The following is a 24,788-nucleotide window of genomic DNA, read 5'->3' as shown; positions in this document are numbered from 1 at the left end:
GGGCGCTAAAGGCTTCTCCTTTGGATAAAACGCCGTTAAAATATTCATTTCCTAATGTTTCTAAGGTTTGGGGATTAAGTGAATAAGGTTCGGCTGCTTCCCATAATGCTAAGAGTTTTTTACCCCAATAAATCACATTTGTATTAGCAATGTTTTTAATTTTTAAATCAAAAATGTTAGCTAACCAACCACCAGGTTTTTGTGTACCAAAAACACCACGATAAAGAATTTTACCCGCTTTCTGTTCTGCTAAATAACCGGCTGTTTGCACAAATCGGTTACGAAAATGGGCGCGGCCATTGGTAAATGTAATGCGGCTAATCATTCCGTCACCATCAAAAGGATGATGTAATCTTTGCTTGTTGATATCTAATAAACCAGCCCCGTTCCTAAATAATGTTCCTGCTAGTTCTGGAGGAATTTCTCCTTCTATATCATCAATCCAATAGTCATATTCTTCGGTAAGAGATTCATATCCTCCTTGCCAGTCTTTGAGGGTGTAGGATTTCTCTAAAACTTGACTATCTTGGGGTTCTAATATTTGCATTTTTTGTTTGCTATGCTGAAAAACTAGATTGATTGACTATGCTCAATCTCAATTTTAGCATCTGGTAGCCAGTTAATAAAAAATATTGGGATAAGTGAGCTACAGTTAGTAATAATGATTAACAACCATAATGAATCAAATTGATGTTCTGTGATTCCCAACCATTTCATCATGATTGATCCTAATGCGTAAGAAACTGTTCCTCCTAAATTAAATACAGACATTATTAAAGCAAAGAATGTGGCCTCTATGCCGGGAGGACAAAGTTTTGTTGATAATACTAATATAGGCATAAATAAAACTTGCCCAATCACAGTAATAATTAAACTATCACCTAAACTGAACCAATGATCATCTATTCCTAAAAGTCTGTTGGTATGAGTTACTAATAATAAAGTTGTCATTCCTAAAGCTGTGGATAGAAAAATCCCCCAACTAAACATAATTCTAAAGGGGATAGTTTTCAGGTAACGTTGAAAAGCCCAAACTCCAATTAAGGAAGCCAAACTGGTGACTAACCGAACTCGCCCTAAAAATTCTGGTTGAAATTGTAGTTCGTTAGTTGTAAAATAGAAAAATGCTGATTCGGCATTTGGTGTAGCGTGCCAAACAAATATAAATGCTGTTGGTAGCCAAATTGCTTTCTGCGTAATAGCTTGGCGTATCTGTCCTAATTGATATTTTGTGTTATTGCTTTTTTTATCATCTTTATTAATAGGTTTTTCGGAAATTAACCAAGCTACACATGAGATAATTAGCGGAAATAATGCTGTTATTAAAAATACTGTACGGTTGGTAAAATATTCTAAAAGTAAGCCGCCAAGGTAAGCTGTACACAAGCCACCTATAGCTGAACTACCCCAACAAAGAGATTGTAAAGAACCTATTTTGGCTTCTGATTCACTTCTAGCTCTTTCAACTACTATGGAATCAACTATCACATCACTAATAGCTACAGAGAGAGAAGAAAGTACAATCATAATTGTGGCTGTTGTGCTAGTATGAACTGTTGTTCCTAAACATACCAAAGCCGCACTTCCCAAAATTCCAGATAGGACTATATAAGGCTTTCTATGGTAGCCAAATAATGGTAAACTATCAGAGATAAAACCATATAATGGCTTAGTCATCCAAGGTATGGTACTGATGCCCACGATTGCTGACATCTGCACTGGACTTAATAGCAATTCATCTTTGAGAAAAAAGCTAACAGCTAAACGGGATAATGCCAAGATGCCTTGAACAAAATAGATGGTAAGAATTGCTATTAACTCAGCACTAGGTTTATTACCTAAGAAAATTTTTTGGGTTAGTAGATCTTTGAATTTGGGTAAGGTAGGGGAGTCATTTAGCATTTGGATGAATAAAAATTAAGTTTTATTTACTTTTATATCATGGATTTTTAAATTGGGGATAAGTTTTTATTAATTATGAATAAAAGCGAACAACCATGTTCAATGAATTGCAATACTTTTGATACATTTATAGAATTTGTATAAGAGGATGTTTTAAAAGTTTTTAATGTGTAAACAGACCCCTCTCCAAACCTCTCCCCTACCAGGGGAGAGGCTTTAAAACCCCTATTCCCTTGTAGGGAGTGGGGGGAGGGGGGTTAGGTTTTTGGAGATTATGGGTTTCATATAATACTTTTCAAACAACCTCTAAGTTTATCTACCAAAGGACATTCCGCAGATGTGACTGATGATTATTGATAAGTAATCAGACAAAATTAATTAGATAGTTTTCTGCAAATTCTCTGAGAATTTTTTCAACAAATGCGACGAAAGTTTTCCAATCTTTGTAAGCAATGCCAAAAATTTCTATTTACTACTTTTATCGAGAACTAAGTAGGTGAACGGAAAAAAACCGTAGACGCGGAGCGGCTTCTCGAAGAGTAATATGTAACGAAAATTAAAATCGTCCAAATCCTCTTGCCTCTTGCCTAGTGCCATAACGACGATTTTCAATGCTAACCTACTTATCTACATCTTTGTGGTCAAATAAACAAAATATCCCACCAATAATGCCGAAATGGCTTATGGGTGGGACTCATGGTAGTTTAGTTAAGAATTTTTCTCGAAGTAAAAACTAGGTTCTTCCTGGTTTTTTCTTAGAAATCATCAAGAAACTGACCAATACGACTAATTACAGGGTCTACTTCTTGAGGTATGGCTGGTGCCACGCTAACGCTATCAGAAGGAATACAAGTAAGTGGTTCCTGATTCAGGATGATTGTCAACTTTGCTACTTGTTGAGTAAGTTGCAACATTTGACTTTCCATAGACTCCAAACGATGAGACTCTTTAGCGAAAAAACGTTCTTCAAAACCAGCTATTTGATTTTGGATCTCACCGATTTTTTGTTCAACCGTGGTTACATTTGCTATCTTAGAAGTTAGTTGTACAGGTTCTGGGACACACAAAAAGTTCCAAAGAGCCTCTTTGCACAGGTCACTGAAAGTTTTATCTGGCTGTGTCTCTAAGTAGTTTTCCACCTGCGCTAACAAGCTCTCATCAGCAATTTCTGGATTGAACGTAACGGATTTAACTACCTTTTTTGACCATTGGAACATCGGTTTTATGACCTAGCACGAACAGCAGCAGATAATTGCGCTTCTCCATAAATATACTGCCCCAAAGCATTAGCCTGGCGAGAAGGTGCAGCTAAGTAAGCGTTGATTTGAGCTTCTTTGAGCAGACGTTGGACATCTTCCCAGAAAAATTCTCCACCACCACCTGTAATAATCACATCAGTTACCCGCTCTGGCAACCACGCTAACACACGAGAGCAAATTTCCCGTGAAAACTGTTCTTTGAGGTTAGGCAGAAAATCATCTAAATTGGTAGGTTTACTAGCACCTTTAGGACGATAAAAGCGATCGCCTTTAGGCTTATTAACCGCAGAAATCAGTGCCAAAGATTGACTATCAGCACCCTGTACTTCCGCAGCTACCAGTTCATAAAACTTGCTCATGCCAAAGTCTTCACTCTTAGAAGCAGCCCTGGCAAAGCGGAAATTATCCACCATGATCATATCAATGGTTTGGTGGCCAATATCAACAATCCCTACAGATATTTTCGTAAAATCGGGAACTGCTGTGCCTTTATTAGGTTGAGTTTCTGACCACAGCAAACTACCATAGCCTTCGGGCATTACCCAGACTTTGCTAATATTCAAAGTTATGGATTCACCTCGGAAATTCAATACATGAGGTCCAGTTACCAAGCTACTTAACTGTGCCTTTTCTTTTTCAAATTGTTCCAACGATAAGAACGGCAAACCCAGGACAACGAAAATTTCATCTCTGAGTTTAAAGTACCCGGCAGATGATAATACTTTGACCAGAGCATCTTCTACCTTAGATTGGCCAACGCCAAGATTAGCCCCAAAATCGGCGGCTAATTGCCCTACAGCATAACCACTACCTTGATACTCCAGCCACAAATCCATCAGTGGGTCAGTTGCCTTAGCCTCAAATACACCGCCGCGAATTTGCTCAATTGATGTTTGCTTGACATTGGCAGGAATGAAAGCCACATTAGCGGGTTCACGGCTCACACAAGTCTTTGTAGAGGTTCTACCTAAATCCACACTCAGAATAGTTTTACCGGTAATATTGCTTGGCCTTCCAGGATTTACCGAATTCATGGGTGTCGCTGCTGCTGGTTGACGGTTCATGGAAATGGCAGCGGCATTCATTGGATTGGCTACGGGGGGTTGGTCTGTCATGAAATCTCCTCTTTAAAAAGTTATCATGCTCATCTTACAAAAAAGGTGAGCTCCAAAAAATTTTAGGTTGGGTTAAGTGTAACTAGAAATACGTGAAAATTGAGAACAGGCAATGGTCAATTTTCGATGATTTAGCATTTTTGATGGCGGTTTTCGGTAGATGTCCGGCTTTTCTTCCTGATTTGGTGTTTTTACGCTTGTAATTGATTTGCCAACAAATCAACACTATAGCAAGTAGTCCTACTTTAATTGCTAAAATTAGTTGCAGAAGATTATTTTATCAATACTCCTGAGTTCTGACTCCTGATATGGTGGGAGAAAAAATCATTAATTTCCCCCCACTGCCAGTTTTAGCTACATCTAACTAAATGCTTGATGTCAACGATTGAACTCTGGATTCCGAAGACCACTCTAATGGATTCCAAACTCTTTCTTCTAAAGCCATTTGCTCAATTAAACTAGCCAAACGTAAAGCTTTGAGAGCTTGTTCACCACCGACAGAAGGCTGATTGCCACCACGGACACAGTTGACAAAATGCTCTAATTCTGCACTGAGAGGCTGAACATTACTGGTATAAACCTTTTCGATTAAACCATCTTGTCTATAGAGGACTTTTTGGTGGTCAATCAGAGGATTTATCGGTGTTTGCCGATGTACCAATATCTCATTAGTGAGAAAATCTGCTTCTGTAAATGAATTTTTACAATGGGCAACTAAGCGGCGAATTTTGCGATGAGTAACTTTGCTGGCTGTAAGCGTGGCAACAACACCATTGGCAAACCCCAAGGTGGCAGTTACATAATCTAAATAACCTGAGTCTAAAGAACGAGTCCCACTAGCAGTCAATTTTACTACTGGTGAGGCGGCTAATTCTAGCAGCAAATCAATGTCATGGATCATTAAATCCAGGACTACGGAAACATCATTCGCCCGCGCTGAATAAGGACTCATGCGGTGAGATTCTAAAGCCAAAACTTCCTCGGTTTTGAGGACTTGGGTGAGTTCCCTGAAGGCGGGATTGAATCGCTCAATGTGACCAACTTGCAAAATACACTGAGATTCGGCCGCAGCATTAACTAGAGATTCTGCTTCAGAAATACTAGCCGCTATGGGTTTTTCAATTAAAACGTGGATTCCTGCTAACAAACAGTTGATACCCACAGCATAGTGAAGCCGTGTAGGTACAGCAACACAAATTGCATCTACATGAGGTAGTAAGTCGCAGTAATCTTCAAAAAACCGGACTTTGTATTTGCTGGCAGTTTCTAAACCACGTTCGACGTTAATATCGGAAACGCCGACTAGTTCCACATCTTTCATGGAACTCAGGACGCGGGTATGATGTTGTCCCATGTTGCCAACCCCAATCACACCTATACGGATGTGATGCGGCTGACTGCGCTGTGAATATAGATTTGGTTCTGACACTGATATGCTATCTTGCACTATTGTTCTCTCCTCAACCACCAAATTTAGAGACGCTACGGTCGTTGGCCTTTATACTTAAACGCCAGGTTTGATTTGTCTTAAACCATCCAGATGGTAACATAGTGATTATCTTTATGAAGAATTTCAAAGTTTGGGTTCAGTTCCCGCCATCTGGTAATCTTTTCGGTCAGCAGTTGTTAATTATCCTGTTTTATTCATCTATGATAAAAATTATGTGTTTTTTTGGGTTGACTGTGTAAATTTCATAACTTCTTAGTAGAAATTCTCAGGTACGTATTTGGGAAATTAACTAAGTTCAATAAATACCTGATTTTTACAGGGGGTAAATTAATCACCCTTACTACAAGTAAAATTACAAGTCATCAAATAGTTAATACTCAGAGTATAATGTTTTAGACGATTTATACAATTGATATTCTCATTCCTGAGTGTCTTTTTGGACATATTTAATTTTTGTTTGTGGCATTTTGTTGATTTTCCCATCTTTTGGATGCAATTTATCAAGGAATGGGTAATTGGTCAAATTTCCCGCTTCTACCCCTGTTTATTGATCTCCCATTTCTTATTCTGAATATGAAAGCTGTAATTCTGTTGTCTGGTGGTTTAGATTCTTCGACAGTTCTTTACAAAGCAAAGGCTGATGGCTGTGAATGTTACGCTATTTCTTTGGATTATCAACAGCGGCATAGGAAAGAATTAAATTCTGCTTTGATGATTGCTAAAGCGGCTGGAGTCATTCAACATCAAGTGGTTAATTTTGACTTGGGACAATGGGGTGGTTCAGCGCTGACAGATCAGAAGATTGATCTCCCTACAGGGCGCTCGCTCGCTGAAATGGGGGATAATATTCCTGTAACCTATGTTCCAGCGCGGAATACCATCTTTTTAAGTTTTGCTTTGAGCTATGCCGAGGCGATCGCCGCAGAAAGAGTATATATTGGCGTTAACATCCTAGATTATTCTGGCTACCCAGATTGTCGTCCTGATTATATCGAAGCTATGCAGGAAGTTTTCCGCTTGGGAACAAAACAAGGACGTGAGGGAGAAGCTATGAAAATTATTGCTCCGTTAATTGATTTGAAGAAGACAGAAATTATCCAATTAGGTAATCAATTAGGAGTTCCTTGGGACCTCACTTGGTCTTGCTATGCTGGTGGTGAGTCAGCTTGCGGTGTCTGTGATTCTTGTCAGTTGCGATTAGCGGCTTTTGCAGAATTGGGTTTAAAAGATCCTATTGATTATTCTGAAGTTGGTTAGAGAGTAAACAATTAAAAAACTTTTTTAGATCTCGTTTAACAGTGACGCAAACTCACAACGTACACGAAGATGTCTAAATATGAAATATCTCTGTTTGACGATAGTATGAGTTTAGAGGAATTTCAAGCAGAAGTAAATCAGGCAAAAATGAAATATTAACTAACAGCAAAGTTTGTATATTGTCTGATTTTAGGATGACGAAAACCAAGGACAATATCCTGTGCAGGAATACCTGCTGCTATAAAATCATTAGCAATTCCTTCTTCTGTATCATCATATTGAATCCAAATTTTCTGATCAATCAAATCTATATGAATAGGTGTGGTATGTAGATATTGATCATCACTCCAACCAATATCTAATACTAGATAACGTCCATGTTCATCATCAAATAAAACTTGGGAGTTATAACCATCAGGTATAGAAGCGCGATATTCGGCGGTTTCTGTTAATATGCTTTTGATAATTTCTTGATATTTTAATTTGGTATCCATTGTACTATCTCCTCATTTTTATCATCAAATACAGCACTTCCCGGTGTTATGAGGTACATATCTAGCGGGCAAGATGCCCGCACTACAAGAGTTTCATGATTCAACTTTGTACCTCATAAGAGCGGAAACCGCTGTATAATCTGAATATGGAACTATTGATTACAATTTTATGTGTTAATTGTATACCGTAATTATTTGTAGTTATTTTAAAGTCATTAATGTTCTAATAGTTACATTTATTGTGACTATTAGAAATATTCTATATTGACATTGATACTATATATGATATCATATTTATAAGCAAAATAAACAGAGAGGTAAACAAAATATGAAAATAAAAAGGAAATTAATTTATGAGTCAGCTAGAAAAACTAATTCAGTTATTTCTGTCTCACCCTGTTGAAGTAAGATTTGGAGAAGTAAGACGTATATTAATAGCATTTGGTTTTGAAGAAGTTCGTTCTAATGGGAGTCATCACACTTTCCGTCATGAGGATGGACGGATACAAATTGTACCCAAAAAAGAGGGGCAAAAAGTAAAAGGAATTTATATTAAGCAGATTGTAAAACTGCTCAGATTAGGGGAGTAGTATGTCTAAGAAAAATAAATCTGAACGTGAGTCACTGGAATTTTACTTAAATTTGAAATATCCAGTTACACTTTACCCTGATCCTGATGGGGGATATGTAGCAGAAATTAAAGACCTTCCTGGATGTATGACTCAGGGAGAAACGACAGATGAAACGTTATTTAATATTGAAGAAGCACGTAGTTTATGGATAGAAACAGCCTATGAATATGGGGATGAAATTCCCTTACCCTCAACTCAAGTTCAATACAGTGGTAAAGTTTTATTACGGATACCTCGATCATTGCATGAGAGATTAACAGAAAATGCAGAGAAAGAAGGAGTTAGTCTTAATCAATATCTTGTGTTTTTGTTAAGTGAAAGAAATGCTGTGAAGTCTTTAAGCATGACAAATGTTAAGTAGAAATGTTTTGATCTAAGTTAAGATTTTGGTTAAACTTTCACTCTCAAAAATTTGATGAATACTAATAGCGATCGCTAGTTAATGCTAAATGCGATCGCTATTTTGATTAAACTTAATGAAATTAGGTTAAAATCCGAATATTGGCAATTTTAGGTATAAAAACTAGATTATGGCAAATCCAGAGCATTTAGCAATACTGAAGCAAGGGGTAGAGGTTTGGAATGAGTGGAGAAATGAAAATCAATATGTAAGACCTGACCTGAGTCATACTAACCTGATAGAGGCTAACCTGAGTAAGGCTATCCTGCTTGGGGCTGACCTGAGAGAAGCTAACCTAAGTGGGGCTAACCTGAGTAAGGCTATCCTGAGTATGGCTAACCTAAGTGAGGCTGACCTGAGAAAGGCTGACCTGATTGGTGCTGATCTGTGGGAGGCTGATCTGTGTGCGGCTGATCTTGCTAATGCTGATCTTACTAATGCTGATTTAGTTCACTCTCAAGTAATGGCTACCAATTTTCATAATGCAATCTTAACAGGTGCTTGCATCAAAGATTGGCAAATTAACAGTGAAACAAACCTGGATGGTGTAATTTGTGAATATATTTATCTTGATCATCTTTATTTTGGAGAGGATCAAGCCAAAAGACGACCTATAAATGGTAATTTTGCACCTGGAGAATTTGCCAGTTTATATAAAAAGATTATAGAAAATACAGATTTAATTTTACGCAAAACTCCCGAAAATGATAATAATATTAATAACCAAGGCATTCAATTTTATTCAAACTCAACAATTCACACTTGGGAAAATCTACGCTTTCGCTCAAAAACAGAAATCAAAATTGCTGAAGCATTAGACAGAACTGGAGTTTTATTTGTACCCAACTCCTTAGCACGACTCAACACTCCCAAAGGTAGAGAAAATAAAGAAGCTGATTTCCTGATTTGTTATCACGGTAAATGGGGAGTTTTAGAAGTTGATGGACCATTTCACACCGCAGAACGCAGAGTTGAAGAACAAGAAAAAGAACGCATTTTTAAGAAAAACGGTATCAAAGTTGTAGAAAGATTTGATTCTGAAAGATGTTATAACAATCCTGATGAAGTAGTCCAGGAATTTTTCAAAATGATAGAAATTGGATATTCTTAAAAGCAAGCATAAAGAAGATCCCCGACTTCTTTTTTAATCTTGTCAATAAAATGTAAATTAATCTAAGAAGTCGGGGATCTGGATCTTGTTGTAAAATTGAGGTTAAATCAAGCAACTTACGTTATAATCAAATAAATATCAACAATTATTCCTTACCAATAACCACAACTATGAACAGGGAATTAGTCAAAAAATTAGTTGAAATTATTCATTGTTTATCCCCAGAAGAGAAACAATTATTAGAAACAGAATTACAAATTAAACCTGATTGGAATATTATCAAAAAAAGCATCATTCAAAGAGGAGAAATACTTAACCAAAGACTTAACAATCAATCTTTACAAAATACAATTACTAATATTATCTCAGAAATGAGAGAAGAAAGATGTGAAGAATTAATCAATTCATTGAAAGTCCATGAATAATTATCTAATTTGTGTAGATGCCAGTTTTACCATTAACTTAATTAATAGTAAATCTCTGGATTCACCATTTATCAAACTATGGGAAAATTGGCAACAAAACTCTGCTACTATTATTGCTCCCACATTATTTTATTATGAAATCACCAATGCTTTACATCGCATGAATCAAGCAAATTTATTAACCATTGAAGATACAGAAAAAGCGTTGCAAGATGCGTTAAATTTGGGGATAGTTCTTTATGGAAGTTCTCAATTTCCCCAACTTCACGAAATGGCATTAACTCTAGCAAAAACTCTGAAACTATCTGCTGCTTATGATGCTCATTACCTAGCATTATCAAAGCTATTAAATGCAGAATTTTACACAGCAGATAAACGTTTATATAACAGTATTAAATTATCTTTAAACTGGGTACACTTTATCTCTCACACTTAACCTAAATCTGGTTCTATACCTAACCCCTTAACAAGTTTAGATCCCCGACTTCTTAGAGAAGTCGGGGATCTGGGTTATACAATATATGGTAAAATTGAATTCAAAACCACACACAAAACATGGCTACAAAAATCCCCGTTACCGTGATCACAGGCTTCTTAGGAAGCGGTAAAACCAGCATTATCCGTCACCTCCTCCAAAACAACCAAGGACGACGCATAGCAGTATTAGTCAACGAATTTGGTGAACTGGGAATAGATGGAGAATTATTAAAATCCTGTCAAATTTGCCCCGAAGATGAAACAGCATCAAATCCAGAAACTAACATATTTGAACTGACAAACGGCTGTTTATGCTGCACCGTTCAAGAAGAATTTTACCCGACAATGCGGGAATTAATTAAACGTCGAGATAGTATAGATTATATTATCATTGAAACCTCTGGTTTAGCTTTACCAAAACCCTTAATTAAAGCCTTTCGTTGGCAAGAAATTCGCAATGCAGCTACCGTAGATGCAGTAATTACAGTAGTAGATTGTGCTGCGGTTGCTGCGGGAACATTTGCTAGTGATTTAGATGCTATAGCCGCTCAAAGACAAGAAGATGATAGTCTAGAACATGAAACACCATTACAAGAATTGTTTGAAGATCAACTTGCTTGTGCTGATTTAGTAATCTTGAATAAAACTGATTTAGTTGATAGTGAAACCCAAGCACAAGTTCTAGAATTAGTCAAGCATGAATTACCGAGAGTTGTGAAAATTGTCTCTAGTGATTATGGTAAATTAGACCCATCTATCTTATTAGGATTTGCAGCCGCAGTTGAAGATAATTTAGATAATCGTCCTAGTCACCATGACACCGAAGAAGACCATGATCATGATGATGAAATTAACTCAACTCACGTGATTTTAAACCGCACTTTTGACCCCGAAAAGCTACAAGCAACCTTAGAAAAACTGGCACAGGAACAAGAAATTTATCGAATTAAAGGTTTTGTGGCTGTTGAGAATAAACTCATGCGGTTAGTTATGCAAGGTGTAGGTAATAGATTTGATAAATTTTATGATCGTCCTTGGAAACCAGAAGAAGCAAAACAAACCAGTTTAGTTTTTATCGGTCGTAATTTACAATCTTCAGTAATAGAATCTCAATTAGTAGCTTTGTAATATGAATATCACAGATTTATTTAACGTTGCCAATGTTTTTGTTTTGCCTTTTTGGGCTTTGATGATTCTGTTACCAAATTGGAAAATTACCCGCAAGGTAATGGAATCTTATCTACCTTTTGTGGTTTTAGCAGGTGCTTATTTGTATTTGTTTGTCACTAGCATTACTCCAGAAAATGCTGCTGCTTTATCAAATCCTCAACTAGCAGATATAGCCAGGTTTTTTAGTAATGAAACTGCTGCTGCTACAGGTTGGATTCATTTTCTGGTAATGGATTTATTTGTCGGTAGATGGATTTATTGGGAAGGACAAAAAACCGGAATTTGGACAATTCACTCGATAGCTTTGTGTTTATTTGCAGGTCCTTTAGGTGTGCTTTCTCATATTTTCACCTATTGGATTACAAAAGCCTTTTCTAAAGGTTCTGAATCTGTGATAGTCACACAAAAAGCAGAAGTTTAGGAATTTAGATCCCCGACTTCTTGGAGAAGTCGGGGATCTGTTTTTGTTCACCCTAGGTATTTAAAATTAAGCTGCTACAGCTTCTCTTTCTCTAAATTTGGCATCTAACCAACAGCGGGGCAATTTTTCCCCAGAAGGAAATACTAATTCTTCCTTTTGATAAATGTCCGTTTCCTGTTCTTCTTGTCCTTCTTGGTCTTGGGCATGGACAATCTTACTAGTGGGGTCTAATAGTTCTTGAACATCAACTATTTTCACCAAATCGCGGCTATCTTTGATTTGTAAAAACATCTTGATCAACCTCCATTATTTAAATATGTAAACTTGCCAATGGGAAGAAAATGAAGACTAGATTTCCCGTTGATATTTTTCGACAATATCTACTAAGGTCACTTGACATTGCAAGGGTAATAAATCAATTAAAGATAGTTCCTTTCTACCACCACCAACTTTGACAGTAATAGATTCTAAAACAGCAATTACCTTATCTTCATTAACGCTTTTAGAAGTAATTAAAGGATACAATTTTTCAGCCACAACATTATGCAGTTTGGCATCAGATAGATATAGATGCCACTTGGCAATATCTATATAAACACTTTCACCAATTTCTGCGGCTAGGGTTTCTAGTAATTCTGTGGTATTAGTTTTAGCCATAAATATAGCCTCTTTGTTAGTAACATCGGGATATCTTAGCTTATTTCATATTATCACTCAATTAGCTAGACTTGATCTACTACCACAGGTGAGAATTCCCTAGCTTGTTTTTCTTTCTTTAGGTAGATTTCGGTGGTGTGGGGTCGTAATTAGCGATCGCACCAATGTAAATTAGATGCAGCAGCAATACTCCTACCCAACCAATTGTTACTCCAGGTAGCCATTCCCAGGCAGTAGTTTTCAAAATGTGAAAAAACCACAACCCAGAAGTGACAGTTGCACAAATACCGACATGAACAGCGAAATTCATGCGATCATCTAGTTTACGGAAATCTGGATCTTTACGATCTGGTTTGCGAGGCCAACGGGGAGGCATAAATATAAATGTTTGTAACAGCAGTTAACGCACCTTATTTATTGTAAGGTGTTTGCGACTGACTTGCTCAGATACACAAATAATTTCACCCATCTGGGGATGAGATAATATTGATGGTGTTCCCCAGATGGTAATATAGGCTATGAACTCTGCACAGTTGACTCTGCATAGCAACTATCACCAAATTCGCTACCTCTGGCACTAGGTACTAAAGTCCAACCTGCTTTAAAGAGTTTTTGATAAGTTGCCCAACCTTTAGAACCACGAGGGACGCGATAATCTGGAACTGAAAATTGCGGAAAAGCTGTGTAAGGCCGCCAAGGTTGTCCAGGTGCAGTTTGCAAGTACAAAATCTTTTCATCATCGCCGTTAGACTTAGATAACCAGCACATTTGTCGAACCATAGTGAACTCCTTGATTGTTTAGTTGAAATATCACAAGGACGCTAACTGCGGATATTTAGGATGGTGGGAAGTGACTGCAAAGGTGTTTTTTATTCCCAATCTAAAATCCCAAATTGGTATGACAGGTTTTTGTGATGTCATACGCAATTGTGATAAAGTTATTTTGTCCCTATGTTTAAGGCTGTAAAGATTATTTTTGTCAGGTAAATTATTGAGGAAGGCAAACTCCTGTGGGCTGCTGTTTATGAAAATAGAAAGATGAACAAGAACAATGGTTTTTTGGTTCTTGATGTTTTTTTACTATGTGAATATTTTTATCATGTTATCCACGGTTGCAAGAATTGGATGTATCCATAGTTACGATTTTGCAAAAATTATTAAAAATTTATTGGCAAGGGAATTTATAAGTTAGGAGGTAAAATAAGTATTACAGCAGATTTCGCTCTAATGAGGTACAAACTTGAATTATGAAACTCTTGTAGTGCGGGCATCTTGCCCGCTGAATATGTACCTCATAACACCGGAAAGTGCTGTAAAAGATTTTAACTTCTTTCAAAATGATCAAGTAAGCTGTTATGATTTAAGATGGTTCTATGTTGGTTTTTATATTCATATAGATAAGTAAAGATTATGATAACTCCAAAATATGTTTTTCAATCAGAAAATAAATGTAATTTATAGCGATTTATAAAATGAAAACTAAACTTACTGACGTTCAAAATCTCCTCTCAGATTTAATTTCCCGTTATTCTTCCCGTGTGGATTATTTGATGATTCGCTTGGAAGAAGCCGAGGGAACAGATATTGTCTTGCGGGGTGATAAAGTGGAAACTCTCAGCGAGGGAATTTCTATTGGTGGTCATGTTCGCACTTGTTATAAAGGTGGTTGGGGATTAAGTAGTTTTAATAAATTAACAACCATTGAAGACCGCATAGAAGAAGCCATTGCCGCAGCCCGGATAGTGGGTGATGAAGAGACTATACTTGCAGCCATTGATCCCGTACAAGCTGTATGTAGATTGCCTTTATTGGGTACTGACCCCCGCCAGGTTTCGCTAAAGCAGAAAAAACAATTATGCGATCGCTATACTGACCTCCTGAAAACAGTTGATCACCGAATTACTACCACCTCAGTTCATTACAGTGACAGCACCCAAAGAGTCATTATTGTCACCTCTGAAGGAACTTTCATTGATCAATCTTGGGTAGATATGGAAATGCGCTTTGCAGCCACAGCCAGGAATGGGGAGACTGTGCAAACTGGTAGAGAAACCACTGGTTCTCGCAAAGCCTACGAAGACTTAACTAATTTAGACAAACAAGTTAAAGGTGCAGCAGAAAGAGCAGTTACGTCTTTATTTCTACCATCTGTTAAGGGTAATACGTATACTGTAGTTATTGATCCCATTCTCAGCGGTTTGTTTGTGCATGAAGCCTTTGGACATCTTTCCGAAGCAGATATGGCTTATGAAAATCCCGATATTCTCGAAGTTATGACTCTAGGAAGACGTTTTGGACCGGAAGAACTGCAAATATTTGATGGTGCTGCACCCCAAGGACATCGCGGTAGTTATTTTTACGATGATGAAGGTACACCTGCGACAACTACCCAGTTAATTGAAGATGGTGTATTAGTTGGGAGACTGCATTCCCGTGAAACTGCTGGTAAATTGGATGAGAAACCCACAGGAAACGCCCGTTGTCTTAATTATCACTATTCCCCCATTGTGAGAATGACAAATACCTGGATTGAACGGGGTAAAACTCCCGTCGCAGATTTATTTACGGGGATTAAAGAAGGTGTTTTTGCCCAAAATTGGTTAGGGGGAATGACGAACGGGGAAATGTTCACTTTCAGTGCTGGGGAAGCCTGGATGATTAGAAATGGCAAAATTGCTGAACCTGTGAAAGATGTCACCCTTTCCGGTAATGTTTTCCAAACCCTCGCAGATATCGAAGCCATTGGTGATGATTTTTACTGGGATGAATCCGGGGGTTGTGGTAAAGGTGGACAAAATGGTTTACCTGTCGGTTGCGGTGGTCCCAGTTTACGAATTCGGGATGTGGTGGTGGGAGGGGAAAGTGGAGAATAGTTCTTCCTTATCAAGATTCAGTCTAACATATTTTTTGGCGCGAGTCAATAGCTTCAACCCATAAAACGCGAAAAATTATCATTCATTTTAGATTCCCGACTTCTCCCCGCAGTCGGGGATTTTATTTTTGGGGACTTATGGGAGATATTGAGGAAGAAAGAATTAAATTGAGGACATTTAACTCATGAGAATTTAATAGGTACTTTTCTGTAAATATTTTGTTTCTGATTTCTTCTAAGCTATAACTTCTAAATACCACAAAGGGAAATTCTTTGTAATTATGACCAATTGGTAAAACATTACCGACGGGATATAGTGAACGAATGTAGATAGATAAAATATCTTTAAAACGTTGATCTTCTGGTTCTTCAATTTCACTTTCAAAGTATTCTTTCATGACTTTACCACTAATAAATGCAAATAATGGTAAAGCATAATATTGATAACTGTGTTGACTTTTCTGGATAAAGTTCTGGGTTTTTGGTGGTGCGTTTCTGAGTCTTTCAACTAATTCTATGGCGTTTTTAACCGCATAAGTGAGACTTTCTGGATAGATTTTGCTTCTACTAATGTTTTTGAGATTTTCCCATAATTCTGCATTTGCGTATTTTTCAATATCTAATAATCGCATTTGATATGATTCTTCGATGTTTTGACTGGGTACTATTAATAAACCACCACTAATATAGCCTAATTCCAATGGTCTAAAATCCAGTAATTGATCAAAAGTTTTCGCAATTTCTAGAAATTTGTGATTGAAATTATCTCGAATAGCTAAATAACTTTCTTCTGTGGTTTTTTGTACCAGAAAATCACCATCTCCCATGAGTAATTCTAAACTGGTATAAGCTTGTTTTAATAACAGATGACTTTTGTTGATATTATATTCTTTTTTAAGTTGGTTAATCAGATTTGCGATTTGACTAGAAAAGGTTTCTCCAGCAGCTAAAACCGATTTTCCTCCAATGGGAATTAGAATATATTTTTTTCTACCAATCATACCATAACCTTGAATTCTTGTCATAATTGATGCTTTGAGAATTAAGAGGAGATTTAATAAACTCAAAACATTTTCCTGGACAGAGAGTTGGGGATGATCTTGATAATATATTGAACGTTCTGCTAAATAAAAAGTTAGGTATTTATCTTGATTATCTATAAGATCATTTCCTCTTCCTCTGTAAATTACTTGAATAATTTCCATGAGGTTTTTTTCAATTTCAAACTTAGGAATTTCTACTAAGATGTGTTTGGCTTTAGGAAAAGATAAACCGCGACTTCCTGAAGCTGTCATGAAAACGACTTTGACAGTTTCTTGATATTTTTTAATTTCTTGCTTTTCATGTTCAGATATATTTGCGTGTATTTCTAGGTAATGGATATTTTTGGTAAAGTTGTCTCTTCCTAACTTTGATTGGATTTTATCAATGAGTTCTGCTAATTTGGATTTATTTTGGATATAAACTATAACTTGTTCAACGTCAGATTTTTGCAAGAGATTTTGAATATCTTGGAAAATTTGAGTTTGTAATTCTTTCTCTAAATTAGATTTATCCCGTAATTTGGCTTTATCGGTAAATTGACAAGATTCAATAAGAATTTGATAATTGATAGTTAAGCTTTTGGCTGGGTATGTATTAGTATTAATAATGATAGCGGGTAAATTGTTAAATGTGAAAGATTCCACTGACAGAGGTTGAATATTTTCTTCTGCTTGACGAAAGAAAATTTTATTAGGTTCGGGGGTAGTATCTTCTAAATGTTGACGGATGACATTTTTATCAACTATAGAAGCATCAGCAACAATAATTTTAGTGTTAAAACCATTTCCAGGTTTTGTTAACTCATAACGGGTAACAATTTTTTGAATCCCAGCTAAAAATTCTACTCCTCCTTCATCTCCAGTAATTTCATCTATCATAATAAATAGATGTTTGATGCGACGAGAAATATTTTGCATTTTCTCTGGAAAAACTTGACTTTCTCTTTCGTTGTATGCGTCACAAAAAATTTTAGTAAGATGTTTTAACGTATCTCCATAGTCGGTTTTTTTCAATGACTGAGTGGAAGCTGTAGCAATAATCTGATTATATTTTTCACAGCTAATCAGGTTATACAATCCTTCGCAAATACTATTTAATACTCCTTTAGTTTTTTGTCCAATATCTTGAAATGTATGATCGGTAATATGTTCTAGTCTGTTTTTTCGTCGAGATTTTCTTTCCACATTTTTACTGTTGAGAAAATGAACTTCCCCTAAATAAAAATCATCTTCATGTTGGTTTGAGGTATATGCGACTGAACATTTACCATGATTATCTTGGATTAAGTTGCTGTGAGTATTTATTGCAAAAATTCTGTCATCAATCAATTTTTCATTTTGCTGATCTTTGAATTTTTCGATGATATCAAGATTGACTTGTTTGCGGGGACTGACGTAGAATAATAAGAAACCTTCATCTTTATATTGTGTGAGAAAATTCACAATAGCGGTAGTTTTTCCAATTCCTGGATTTCCGGTTAAGAAGATGTAGGTATTTTCAGAAAGGAGATATTTTTTAATTAGTTGATTATGTGCTTGTCGAAAGTTGGGATTTCCGATTAAGTGTAAATTAGAAATTAACTCTGATGGTACTGTGGCGACGGAGTTATAAAAATTGTTAATATGTTCTGTGTGAAGCGGTAAAATATTGATGGTATTTGGAGTAATCTCTAACAGTGAGTTGACAAATTCTTTTCCTTGATCAAAACTAATAGCAGCATTACGTTTAATTTTATCCAAGACTCGATGACGTGCTGATATAATTTCTTCTTGGTTATCATGGTGTTTATATATTTGATAACAAGTTTGGAAAATGTCGAGATTTTCTGCTTGAATAGAGATAGTATTAAATGAGCGATCGCTGTATCCCACCGCATTACATACTAACTGTGATATATTGGGGATAATCGCCGTTTTTTCGAGAAACTGACAGAAGCTATAAATATAACCAGCAGCTTGAATTAATTTCGCGCTTTCCTTATCCTTAGATTTAAAAGCTGTAAAATATTCCTTTAAACTGGGGGAAAAATCTAAACCTAAAGATTCGGTATCAATTCGCAAACTAGAAAATACACTTTGAGAACGAATATAGTTAACATCTCGCATCAATAACCGGCGAATAATTTCTACATAGTCAATATTTTCTATATCCTCATCAGTGTGGATAGAAAACACCGATAAATCCAGACATAAAACCCGATATGTACGCCGATATTTTAGCAAGATTAAAGTATCTGCGTTGAGAAAATCACCTTTACTTTTATATATATTAATATCATCAAAAACATTGTCTAAATTTTCAAACTGGGAAAGAACATCTTTAAACCATTGTTTATTATTAACTTCATGAGTACCAATGCTATTATCACCATTGAAACAACATTGATAATATATAATTTCTAAATGTCGAAACTTTTCCTTTTGATCACATCCAATAGATTTGAGATATTCTTGGAAGAAGTTTAAACCACATAAAAACCCTTTTTGTACAAAAAATTGACACCAGGTTTCAGCTATTTTTTGATCTAATTTACTGACAACTTTCCTAACTATAGTTTTTCTGATTTCTGAAAATCTGAGATTTTTAAGTTCATCATGGTATAAGCTTCCAAACCAGGGGAAACGCATCTAAATTTTATTGACAAAATACCATTTTTGTGTATAAACGAAAGAATCGGTATTTATCGTTTGATGGATTTTTTCAGAGTCATCGTGATGGTTTAAATTATTGTCAATAAGTAGACGTTAATGCAAATTTTTGGGTCATTATTGAGATTAAATAGTCCTTATTGATAAGATGCGTTTCCCCTGGCTTCCAAACCGATTTTTGAGATTATTTTGTTGAATATAAGATAAAATTCCCATATTAAATCCTACCTCAAATAATCTTCCTAAATCATCGGCTATTTTTGCTGACATCTTTTTTTCCTCCGTAGGTTAGGTTGACACAAGGAAACCCAACATTAACATTATCAAAATTTTGTTGTTGGTTATTTTCAGATATGTTGGTTTAAGCGAAAACTCAATCCAACCGACAATTTTTTATTTGTCTTGTTTGTTGAGTATTTGTTTGATGTGAGTTAAAAATGCTAGGGAGTTGAAATTTCCTTTGCTGCGACTATGGGGAAATAACGCAACTTGACTAACTGATTCATCTCCGATTAAATTTTGATAGGGATCTAATTTTAATTGAATATCTCTCGACTTTTCATAACGAGAAAAATGAAACAAGGTTAAACATTGCAAAATTTCATTTTTTAATTGACTATCATCATAAATTAATCCGTTTCTGATATCTTTATCATCTAAAATACCATCGTAAATGTTTAATAATGTCGCATAAGACATGACTCCATGATAATGATTATCTTCAGAAAGTGCGATGCCATTGAATAAGTTAAAAAAGATGACAGATTTTTTATTCTTATCTTCTGCTAAGTTGGTAAGTTCCAGGGTGTCTTGAATATATAATGATGTTGATTTTATCCCGGAAACTTTTACTGCGTAGTATTTTTCAAAAAACATCGGATAAATTTTGATATCATGTTTTTCTTTTGTTAATGCGGTAATAACATTTTTCGACATAAAAAATAATTCTTCATCTTTTTCAGTTTGGGTAATATGTAATGTGCTGCTATAGGGAACTTTTGCGATATAAAGAAAGTGTCTGTACCCTTTTTGATAAAGTTTGTCTACATTATCAACTACTACGGTAGGATATTCAAACATCTTCTCATGATCATCAAAGTTTTCTGAGAAGGTTTTCAAAAGCTGAAATCTCACACGTTTGGGTTTCATTTGTAAGGTAATAATTTCTCCCATGAGGTTAGATTTCTTCGCTTTTGTTACCCATGTACTATCAGTTTCTCGACTGGAAACTACGATAATTGCAATTTTATCAAGTTCCTGAAATGCAAATTTATCACTTTCTGATAACTGAAATTTTTTGGGGAGAACTGAATACAAGGAACTCAGAACATTAGGGATTTTATATGTCACTTTATTAGTAATAACTATTCCCTGTTCATTACTGCGATATCCATCATTAAATAAATGAGATAATACTTTAGTTAAGGAAACTATAAATTTTTCTATTGGTGCGTTGTCGGTTTTTTCTTTAAGATGTATTCTTAAAAGAGGAATAAATACTTTCCTTTGTTTTTCAAGGATGACGTGAAGACAAATATACGCTAGTAAGCTATATGTTATTTTGTAAATAATTTCTTGATGGATTTCTAGTTTGTCATTTTCTGAACGTTGGGGGAAAATTAGTAATTTCCGATGTTGTAAGTTTTTGTTATAAAATTCACTCCCTTGTTTCATTGCTAAAAATATGACTGGTAAAACCTCAATACCTTGAGGAATATCATATTCCATCTCGAAAGTTTCTTTATCTTCTGTCTCTAAAAAATGAATTTCACTAATACTTATTTTTGCGGGAAGAGTAATCAGTAAGTTTTTCTGCGTGGTTGCATTTCCTATGTTGATATATTTCAAACAATCTTTAAAATTTCTTCGCAACGCATCTTTAAAGATTGTCTCTCTTTCGTTAATAGTGTCAATGTCATCTTCTAAAATACTATTCTTCACGGAAATATGTACAGGATAGTCTCTACTGGGAAATGGAGTTTCTCTTTTGATCAAACTTATTAAAACTTTTTTGAGAGTTTTGATTTTTTCCCTAACGTTCAATTTAGTAAAACCCGCTATCCAACTTTTAAATAGTTTCTTTTTAGCTTCATCATCACTCCCTCTTAATACTGGAAGTACATCTTTTTCAAATTTTTCAAGAGGATTATATTCTAACTCGCTTTGGGGGTGATAATTTTCTGCTTGGGAATTTTGACGAGATGCAAATATGAAATAATATAAAAAGGCTATTTTTAGAATTTTATAGACAAAATTAGATTTTCTTGAATCATCTGCAATTTCAGTTTTATGTTCTTGACTATCTGGATTTAAAAGATTGAGATGATAATCAAAAACTGTTTTACCTCCATAAGCTTGAACTTTACCATCAAATTTTAATTTCAACCCAAAGGTAAATTCTATTTTCTCTCGATTTGGATCTTCTGTTTCTCCTAAATAACCTTCAATGTTGGGAATAATCGGTAAGATATCATATGCTTCACTGCGAGAAAACATGGTTTGATAATTAACTGATATTCCCGCATAACTAACTTGATATTCTCCATCTGCTTTATTGCTATCGTTGATATGATCTTCTAATAGGTTCAATCTTCTAATTAGATCTTCTAAATATATCTTCCCTTTTAAGTTGTCATCACTAGCATTTTTATCAATGTTTTCTGAGAGAAATTCTAAATATTTGATTTTAGCTAATTTTTTTAATTTTCCTAATGTTTCTTGGTTAACTAGATTTTCTAAGCTGTAAATATCCGAGTTGGTATTTTTTTCTAAGTTATCAATAATATCCTCTAAATCTTCTCGATCTTGAGAATTTATCCCAGCAAATTTTATATCAATAAAATTATTAATTCCTGTTAATAGGGTTGATTGAAAATCACGAGGTTTATCTACAGAAAATTTGACATTATGCGCTTTTAATAGTTGTTTCTGTTGGCTATTTTCGTTTCTGTTAACTGTCAATCTTTGCTTTTCCAAATTTGTCGCAGGAGGAAATGGATAGGTAAAATCTAAAATTGGTGTTTTAGTTTTCTCATCTTTCTTATATTCTCCTTTGAATGTCTGCAAATCAGTCATTAATTTTTTAATAAATTCAACTCTATTTGTTGAGTGATTTTCAGGATTTTTCTGAATAGCTGCTGTTAAATGTTGCTGAATATCAGCAGTAATTTCTTTAATTTGTTGACTAAATGAATCTTGAGAACCGGAACTAAAATTTAGAGTAGCAGTACGCACTGATCTCTCATTTCCTAAAGGATTATATGGTTGTAAATCAATAACTTCATTCACTACTTGATTAATATTAATCAGTACCCTTTGATTATCTGGAGAAATTGTGAATATTTGCTTTTCTTTGAGAATTTTTAAGATCTTCACCAATAAATCAGTATAATCAACATTGGCTAAGTCTGGATTTATGGTTATTTTGTTCATTTGCACCCTTCCTTGTTGTTTTTAAAATTAATTACTATAAATAATAATCCCTTGCGATTTGACAAGTCAAGATATATAAATAAAAAATAAATTATAGATCCCCAACTTTTCCAAAAAGTCAGGGATCTGTTTATCAGTCAGTTACACCAAAGCCGCTACCTTCCCCAACAACCCCTCAAACAAACGCAAACCATCGCTATTCCCTAACGCGGAATCTGCTGCTCTTTCTGGATGTGGCATCATGCCCAAAACATTACCTTGCAGATTACAAATCCCCGCAATGTTATTGAGTGAACCGTTGGGATTTGTTTGATAACGAAATAAAACTTGTCCGTTGGCTTCGATTTCTGCTAAAGTGGTTTCGTCACCGTAAAATCGCCCCTCTCCGTGGGCAATGGGTAAAGTGATGATTTCCCCTTCCGCATAACCTTGAGTCCAAGGTAAATTATTACGCTCAACTTTCAAGGGAGAGCGATCGCATATAAAGTGCAAATCCTGATTTCTAGCCAATGCTCCCGGTAATAAACCAGCCTCAGTTAATACCTGAAACCCGTTGCAAATACCGATGACAAATTTACCCTGTTGTGCATGATTAATCACTTGCTGCATCACAGGAGAGAAGCGAGCGATCGCCCCACAACGCAAATAATCCCCATAACTAAAGCCACCGGGGACAATCACTACATCTATATCACTAATATCTGTCTCTTGATGCCAAACCATGCGCGTTGGTTGTCCTAGTAAATCTCTAGTAACATAGGCAACGTCACGATCACAATTAGAACCTGGAAAAACTAAAATACCGAATTTCATTGTTTGTCAGTTGTCAGTTGTTAGTAGGGGCGAAGCATTTGGAAGATAAATTATTGGTCATTGCCAAAAATAGTTCTCCAAATGCTTCGCCCGTACAGTTGTCAGTTGTCAGTAGGGGCGAAGCATTTGGAAGATAAATTATCGGTCATTGCCAAAAATAGTTCTCCAAATGCTTCGCCCGTACAGTTGTCAGTTGTCAGGGAATAGGCAAAAGGCAAGAATTTTCCCTCTTACCCATTACCAATCACCAATCACCAATTACCCATTACCCATTTCAAAATACGCCAGTTTGTGATTCTACCTCAATCAAGTCAAAGCGATAATTTTCGATGACCGGATTAGATAACATTTGGTCACAGATTTGATTTAAGTCTCGACGTGCTTTCATTTCATCAGGTGCGACAATGGTTAACTCAATGTACTTACCAATTCTCACCTGTTCGACGTTGTCGTATCCCATTTGTTTGAGGCCAGATTGTACAGCCACACCAGCAGGATCTAAAACTGAAGTCCTAAGTGTCACGAAAATTTTAGCTATATATTTTATTTGCACAGGCTTTTTGCTGAATGCTGCGATCGCTATCCTATAACTTTTATGGTCTAACTGAGTGAAAATATAATGAGGAGTAGGGGAATTGATGAATTCCCCCTACATAGATACAAATTTAACAAACATTTATGAGAGCCATACATACTCGTAGTCAAGAACGGATTTTAAACCTGTTACAAAATCTTAAACAAGGCATTTCTGCCCAGGATATTTACGTAGAATTACGTAATCTCAAACAAAGCATGGGTTTAGCAACAGTTTACCGTTCCTTGGATGCTCTCAAATTAGAAGGCTTAGTGCAAGTGCGAACTTTGGCAAATGGGGAAGCCTTATATAGCTTAACACAACAGGATAAACACCATCTCACCTGCCTACAATGCGGTATTTCCATTCCCATTCATCAATGTCCTGTCCATGAACTCGAAAACCAATTACAAACCAGCCATCAATTTAAAGTGTTTTATCACACTCTAGAGTTTTTTGGACTGTGTACAAAATGTCGAGTCAAGGAGTCACCGAGTCAGGAGTCACCGAGTCAGAATGAAGGAAGGAAGAAGGAATGAAGAAAGAAACAAAAGCTGATGGTAAAGAAAGTTCCGTTAAACACAGAACCGACCCTGCTAACAGCCAAATTAAGGTAAAACTTGGCATAACGCTTT

The 24,788-nt window shown here is 35.7% G+C and carries 26 protein-coding genes and 1 pseudogene; 11 read left to right on the top strand and 16 right to left on the bottom strand.

Features of this window, described 5'->3' with window-relative positions; translation table 11 throughout:
- The 5 genes from FJR08_RS14670 to FJR08_RS14650 all read right to left on the bottom strand — a co-directional run.
- Positions 1 to 547 (bottom strand): carotenoid oxygenase family protein (locus FJR08_RS14670; protein ID WP_174783105.1); only part of this gene is annotated, 547 nt, incomplete at its 3' end.
- A gap of 23 nt (positions 548 to 570) precedes the next feature.
- Positions 571 to 1,902 carry a folate/biopterin family MFS transporter gene (locus FJR08_RS14665; protein ID WP_168633650.1) on the bottom strand — a complete coding sequence of 444 codons (1,332 nt, stop codon included), beginning with the start codon at positions 1,900 to 1,902 and terminating at the stop codon, positions 571 to 573.
- Between the two features lie 755 nt (positions 1,903 to 2,657).
- Positions 2,658 to 3,119: a hypothetical protein gene (locus FJR08_RS14660; protein ID WP_015078414.1), complete on the bottom strand. Its 462-nt coding sequence runs from the start codon at positions 3,117 to 3,119 to the stop codon at positions 2,658 to 2,660.
- Positions 3,120 to 3,124: 5 nt separating this feature from the next.
- A complete protein-coding gene (locus FJR08_RS14655) occupies positions 3,125 to 4,276 on the bottom strand; it encodes a ParM/StbA family protein (RefSeq protein WP_168633649.1) in 1,152 nt (383 codons plus the stop codon).
- Positions 4,277 to 4,640: 364 nt separating this feature from the next.
- Positions 4,641 to 5,723 carry a Gfo/Idh/MocA family protein gene (locus FJR08_RS14650; RefSeq protein ID WP_041457566.1) on the bottom strand — a complete coding sequence of 361 codons (1,083 nt, stop codon included), beginning with the start codon at positions 5,721 to 5,723 and terminating at the stop codon, positions 4,641 to 4,643.
- Between the two features lie 576 nt (positions 5,724 to 6,299).
- On the opposite strand from FJR08_RS14650, the gene queC reads away from it, so the two are divergent.
- Positions 6,300 to 6,983 carry a 7-cyano-7-deazaguanine synthase QueC gene (gene queC, locus FJR08_RS14645; RefSeq protein ID WP_168633648.1) on the top strand — a complete coding sequence of 228 codons (684 nt, stop codon included), beginning with the start codon at positions 6,300 to 6,302 and terminating at the stop codon, positions 6,981 to 6,983.
- Positions 6,984 to 7,138: 155 nt separating this feature from the next.
- On the opposite strand, the gene FJR08_RS14640 is transcribed toward queC, so the two are convergent.
- Positions 7,139 to 7,477: a XisI protein gene (locus FJR08_RS14640; RefSeq protein ID WP_168633647.1), complete on the bottom strand. Its 339-nt coding sequence runs from the start codon at positions 7,475 to 7,477 to the stop codon at positions 7,139 to 7,141.
- 353 nt (positions 7,478 to 7,830) lie between these two features.
- Here FJR08_RS14640 and FJR08_RS14635 point away from each other — a divergent pair, with 353 nt between their 5' ends.
- From FJR08_RS14635 to FJR08_RS14600, 7 genes are all read left to right on the top strand, one after another.
- Positions 7,831 to 8,067, top strand: a complete 237-nt coding sequence (locus FJR08_RS14635) for a type II toxin-antitoxin system HicA family toxin (protein ID WP_168633646.1) — start codon at positions 7,831 to 7,833, stop codon at positions 8,065 to 8,067.
- A 1-nt stretch (position 8,068) separates the two neighbouring features.
- Positions 8,069 to 8,470 carry a type II toxin-antitoxin system HicB family antitoxin gene (locus tag FJR08_RS14630; protein ID WP_168633645.1) on the top strand — a complete coding sequence of 134 codons (402 nt, stop codon included), beginning with the start codon at positions 8,069 to 8,071 and terminating at the stop codon, positions 8,468 to 8,470.
- Between the two features lie 169 nt (positions 8,471 to 8,639).
- On the top strand, positions 8,640 to 9,620 hold the full coding sequence (locus FJR08_RS23665; protein WP_254435761.1) for a pentapeptide repeat-containing protein: 981 nt from the start codon (positions 8,640 to 8,642) through the stop codon (positions 9,618 to 9,620).
- A 170-nt stretch (positions 9,621 to 9,790) separates the two neighbouring features.
- Positions 9,791 to 10,045: a hypothetical protein gene (locus FJR08_RS14615; protein ID WP_168633644.1), complete on the top strand. Its 255-nt coding sequence runs from the start codon at positions 9,791 to 9,793 to the stop codon at positions 10,043 to 10,045.
- Positions 10,038 to 10,481 carry a type II toxin-antitoxin system VapC family toxin gene (locus tag FJR08_RS14610; RefSeq protein ID WP_015078407.1) on the top strand — a complete coding sequence of 148 codons (444 nt, stop codon included), beginning with the start codon at positions 10,038 to 10,040 and terminating at the stop codon, positions 10,479 to 10,481. Before FJR08_RS14615 ends, FJR08_RS14610 begins: the two co-directional genes overlap by 8 nt.
- Before the next feature lie 119 nt (positions 10,482 to 10,600).
- Positions 10,601 to 11,650 carry a cobalamin biosynthesis protein CobW gene (gene cobW / locus FJR08_RS14605; protein WP_168633643.1) on the top strand — a complete coding sequence of 350 codons (1,050 nt, stop codon included), beginning with the start codon at positions 10,601 to 10,603 and terminating at the stop codon, positions 11,648 to 11,650.
- Position 11,651: 1 nt separating this feature from the next.
- A complete protein-coding gene (locus FJR08_RS14600) occupies positions 11,652 to 12,113 on the top strand; it encodes an ABA4-like family protein (RefSeq protein WP_168633642.1) in 462 nt (153 codons plus the stop codon).
- A 66-nt stretch (positions 12,114 to 12,179) separates the two neighbouring features.
- Here FJR08_RS14600 and FJR08_RS14595 read toward each other — a convergent pair whose 3' ends face one another.
- From FJR08_RS14595 to FJR08_RS14580, 4 genes are all read right to left on the bottom strand, one after another.
- Positions 12,180 to 12,404, bottom strand: coding sequence for a hypothetical protein (locus FJR08_RS14595; protein WP_015078404.1), 225 nt, complete (start codon positions 12,402 to 12,404; stop codon positions 12,180 to 12,182).
- A 57-nt stretch (positions 12,405 to 12,461) separates the two neighbouring features.
- On the bottom strand, positions 12,462 to 12,770 hold the full coding sequence (locus tag FJR08_RS14590) for a DUF3181 family protein (protein ID WP_015078403.1): 309 nt from the start codon (positions 12,768 to 12,770) through the stop codon (positions 12,462 to 12,464).
- 118 nt (positions 12,771 to 12,888) lie between these two features.
- Positions 12,889 to 13,146, bottom strand: coding sequence for a hypothetical protein (locus FJR08_RS14585; RefSeq protein ID WP_015078402.1), 258 nt, complete (start codon positions 13,144 to 13,146; stop codon positions 12,889 to 12,891).
- A 140-nt stretch (positions 13,147 to 13,286) separates the two neighbouring features.
- Positions 13,287 to 13,550 carry a hypothetical protein gene (locus FJR08_RS14580; RefSeq protein ID WP_168633641.1) on the bottom strand — a complete coding sequence of 88 codons (264 nt, stop codon included), beginning with the start codon at positions 13,548 to 13,550 and terminating at the stop codon, positions 13,287 to 13,289.
- A gap of 692 nt (positions 13,551 to 14,242) precedes the next feature.
- Here FJR08_RS14580 and FJR08_RS14575 point away from each other — a divergent pair.
- The gene (locus FJR08_RS14575) at positions 14,243 to 15,643 is read left to right on the top strand and encodes a TldD/PmbA family protein (RefSeq protein ID WP_168633640.1); all 1,401 of its coding nucleotides are present in this window, start codon (positions 14,243 to 14,245) and stop codon (positions 15,641 to 15,643) included.
- A gap of 121 nt (positions 15,644 to 15,764) precedes the next feature.
- Here the strand turns inward: FJR08_RS14575 and FJR08_RS14570 are convergent, their stop codons facing one another.
- From FJR08_RS14570 to purQ, 4 genes are all read right to left on the bottom strand, one after another.
- Complete coding sequence (locus tag FJR08_RS14570; RefSeq protein ID WP_168633639.1) at positions 15,765 to 19,313, bottom strand: helicase-related protein; 3,549 nt, start codon at positions 19,311 to 19,313, stop codon at positions 15,765 to 15,767.
- A 147-nt stretch (positions 19,314 to 19,460) separates the two neighbouring features.
- Entirely contained in the window at positions 19,461 to 19,604 is a 144-nt protein-coding gene (locus FJR08_RS14565) for a hypothetical protein (protein ID WP_168633638.1), read from the bottom strand.
- Between the two features lie 123 nt (positions 19,605 to 19,727).
- Positions 19,728 to 22,766 (bottom strand): hypothetical protein, encoded by a 3,039-nt coding sequence (locus FJR08_RS14560; RefSeq protein WP_168633637.1) that lies wholly within the window; start codon positions 22,764 to 22,766, stop codon positions 19,728 to 19,730.
- A gap of 141 nt (positions 22,767 to 22,907) precedes the next feature.
- Positions 22,908 to 23,579, bottom strand: coding sequence for a phosphoribosylformylglycinamidine synthase subunit PurQ (purQ, locus tag FJR08_RS14555; RefSeq protein WP_168633636.1), 672 nt, complete (start codon positions 23,577 to 23,579; stop codon positions 22,908 to 22,910).
- Between the two features lie 81 nt (positions 23,580 to 23,660).
- On the opposite strand from purQ, the gene FJR08_RS24035 reads away from it, so the two are divergent.
- On the top strand, positions 23,661 to 23,786 hold the full coding sequence (locus FJR08_RS24035; protein WP_256369724.1) for a hypothetical protein: 126 nt from the start codon (positions 23,661 to 23,663) through the stop codon (positions 23,784 to 23,786).
- A gap of 67 nt (positions 23,787 to 23,853) precedes the next feature.
- Here FJR08_RS24035 and purS read toward each other — a convergent pair whose 3' ends face one another.
- Positions 23,854 to 24,132 (bottom strand): phosphoribosylformylglycinamidine synthase subunit PurS, encoded by a 279-nt coding sequence (gene purS / locus FJR08_RS14545; protein ID WP_041457555.1) that lies wholly within the window; start codon positions 24,130 to 24,132, stop codon positions 23,854 to 23,856.
- 125 nt (positions 24,133 to 24,257) lie between these two features.
- Here purS and FJR08_RS14540 point away from each other — a divergent pair, with 125 nt between their 5' ends.
- Positions 24,258 to 24,692, top strand: coding sequence for a Fur family transcriptional regulator (locus FJR08_RS14540; protein WP_168633635.1), 435 nt, complete (start codon positions 24,258 to 24,260; stop codon positions 24,690 to 24,692).
- Here the strand turns inward: FJR08_RS14540 and FJR08_RS23660 are convergent.
- Positions 24,679 to 24,780, bottom strand: a pseudogene (locus FJR08_RS23660) (NfeD family protein); the annotation flags it as partial. The gene FJR08_RS14540 and the pseudogene FJR08_RS23660 sit on opposite strands and share 14 nt — an antisense overlap.
- Positions 24,781 to 24,788: the final 8 nt, after the last annotated feature.

The sequence above is a fragment of the Dolichospermum sp. UHCC 0260 genome, assembly GCF_009711985.1.
GTDB classification, from domain to species: Bacteria; Cyanobacteriota; Cyanobacteriia; order Cyanobacteriales; family Nostocaceae; genus Dolichospermum; species Dolichospermum lemmermannii.
This window is presented reverse-complemented; position numbering and strand designations above follow the sequence as displayed.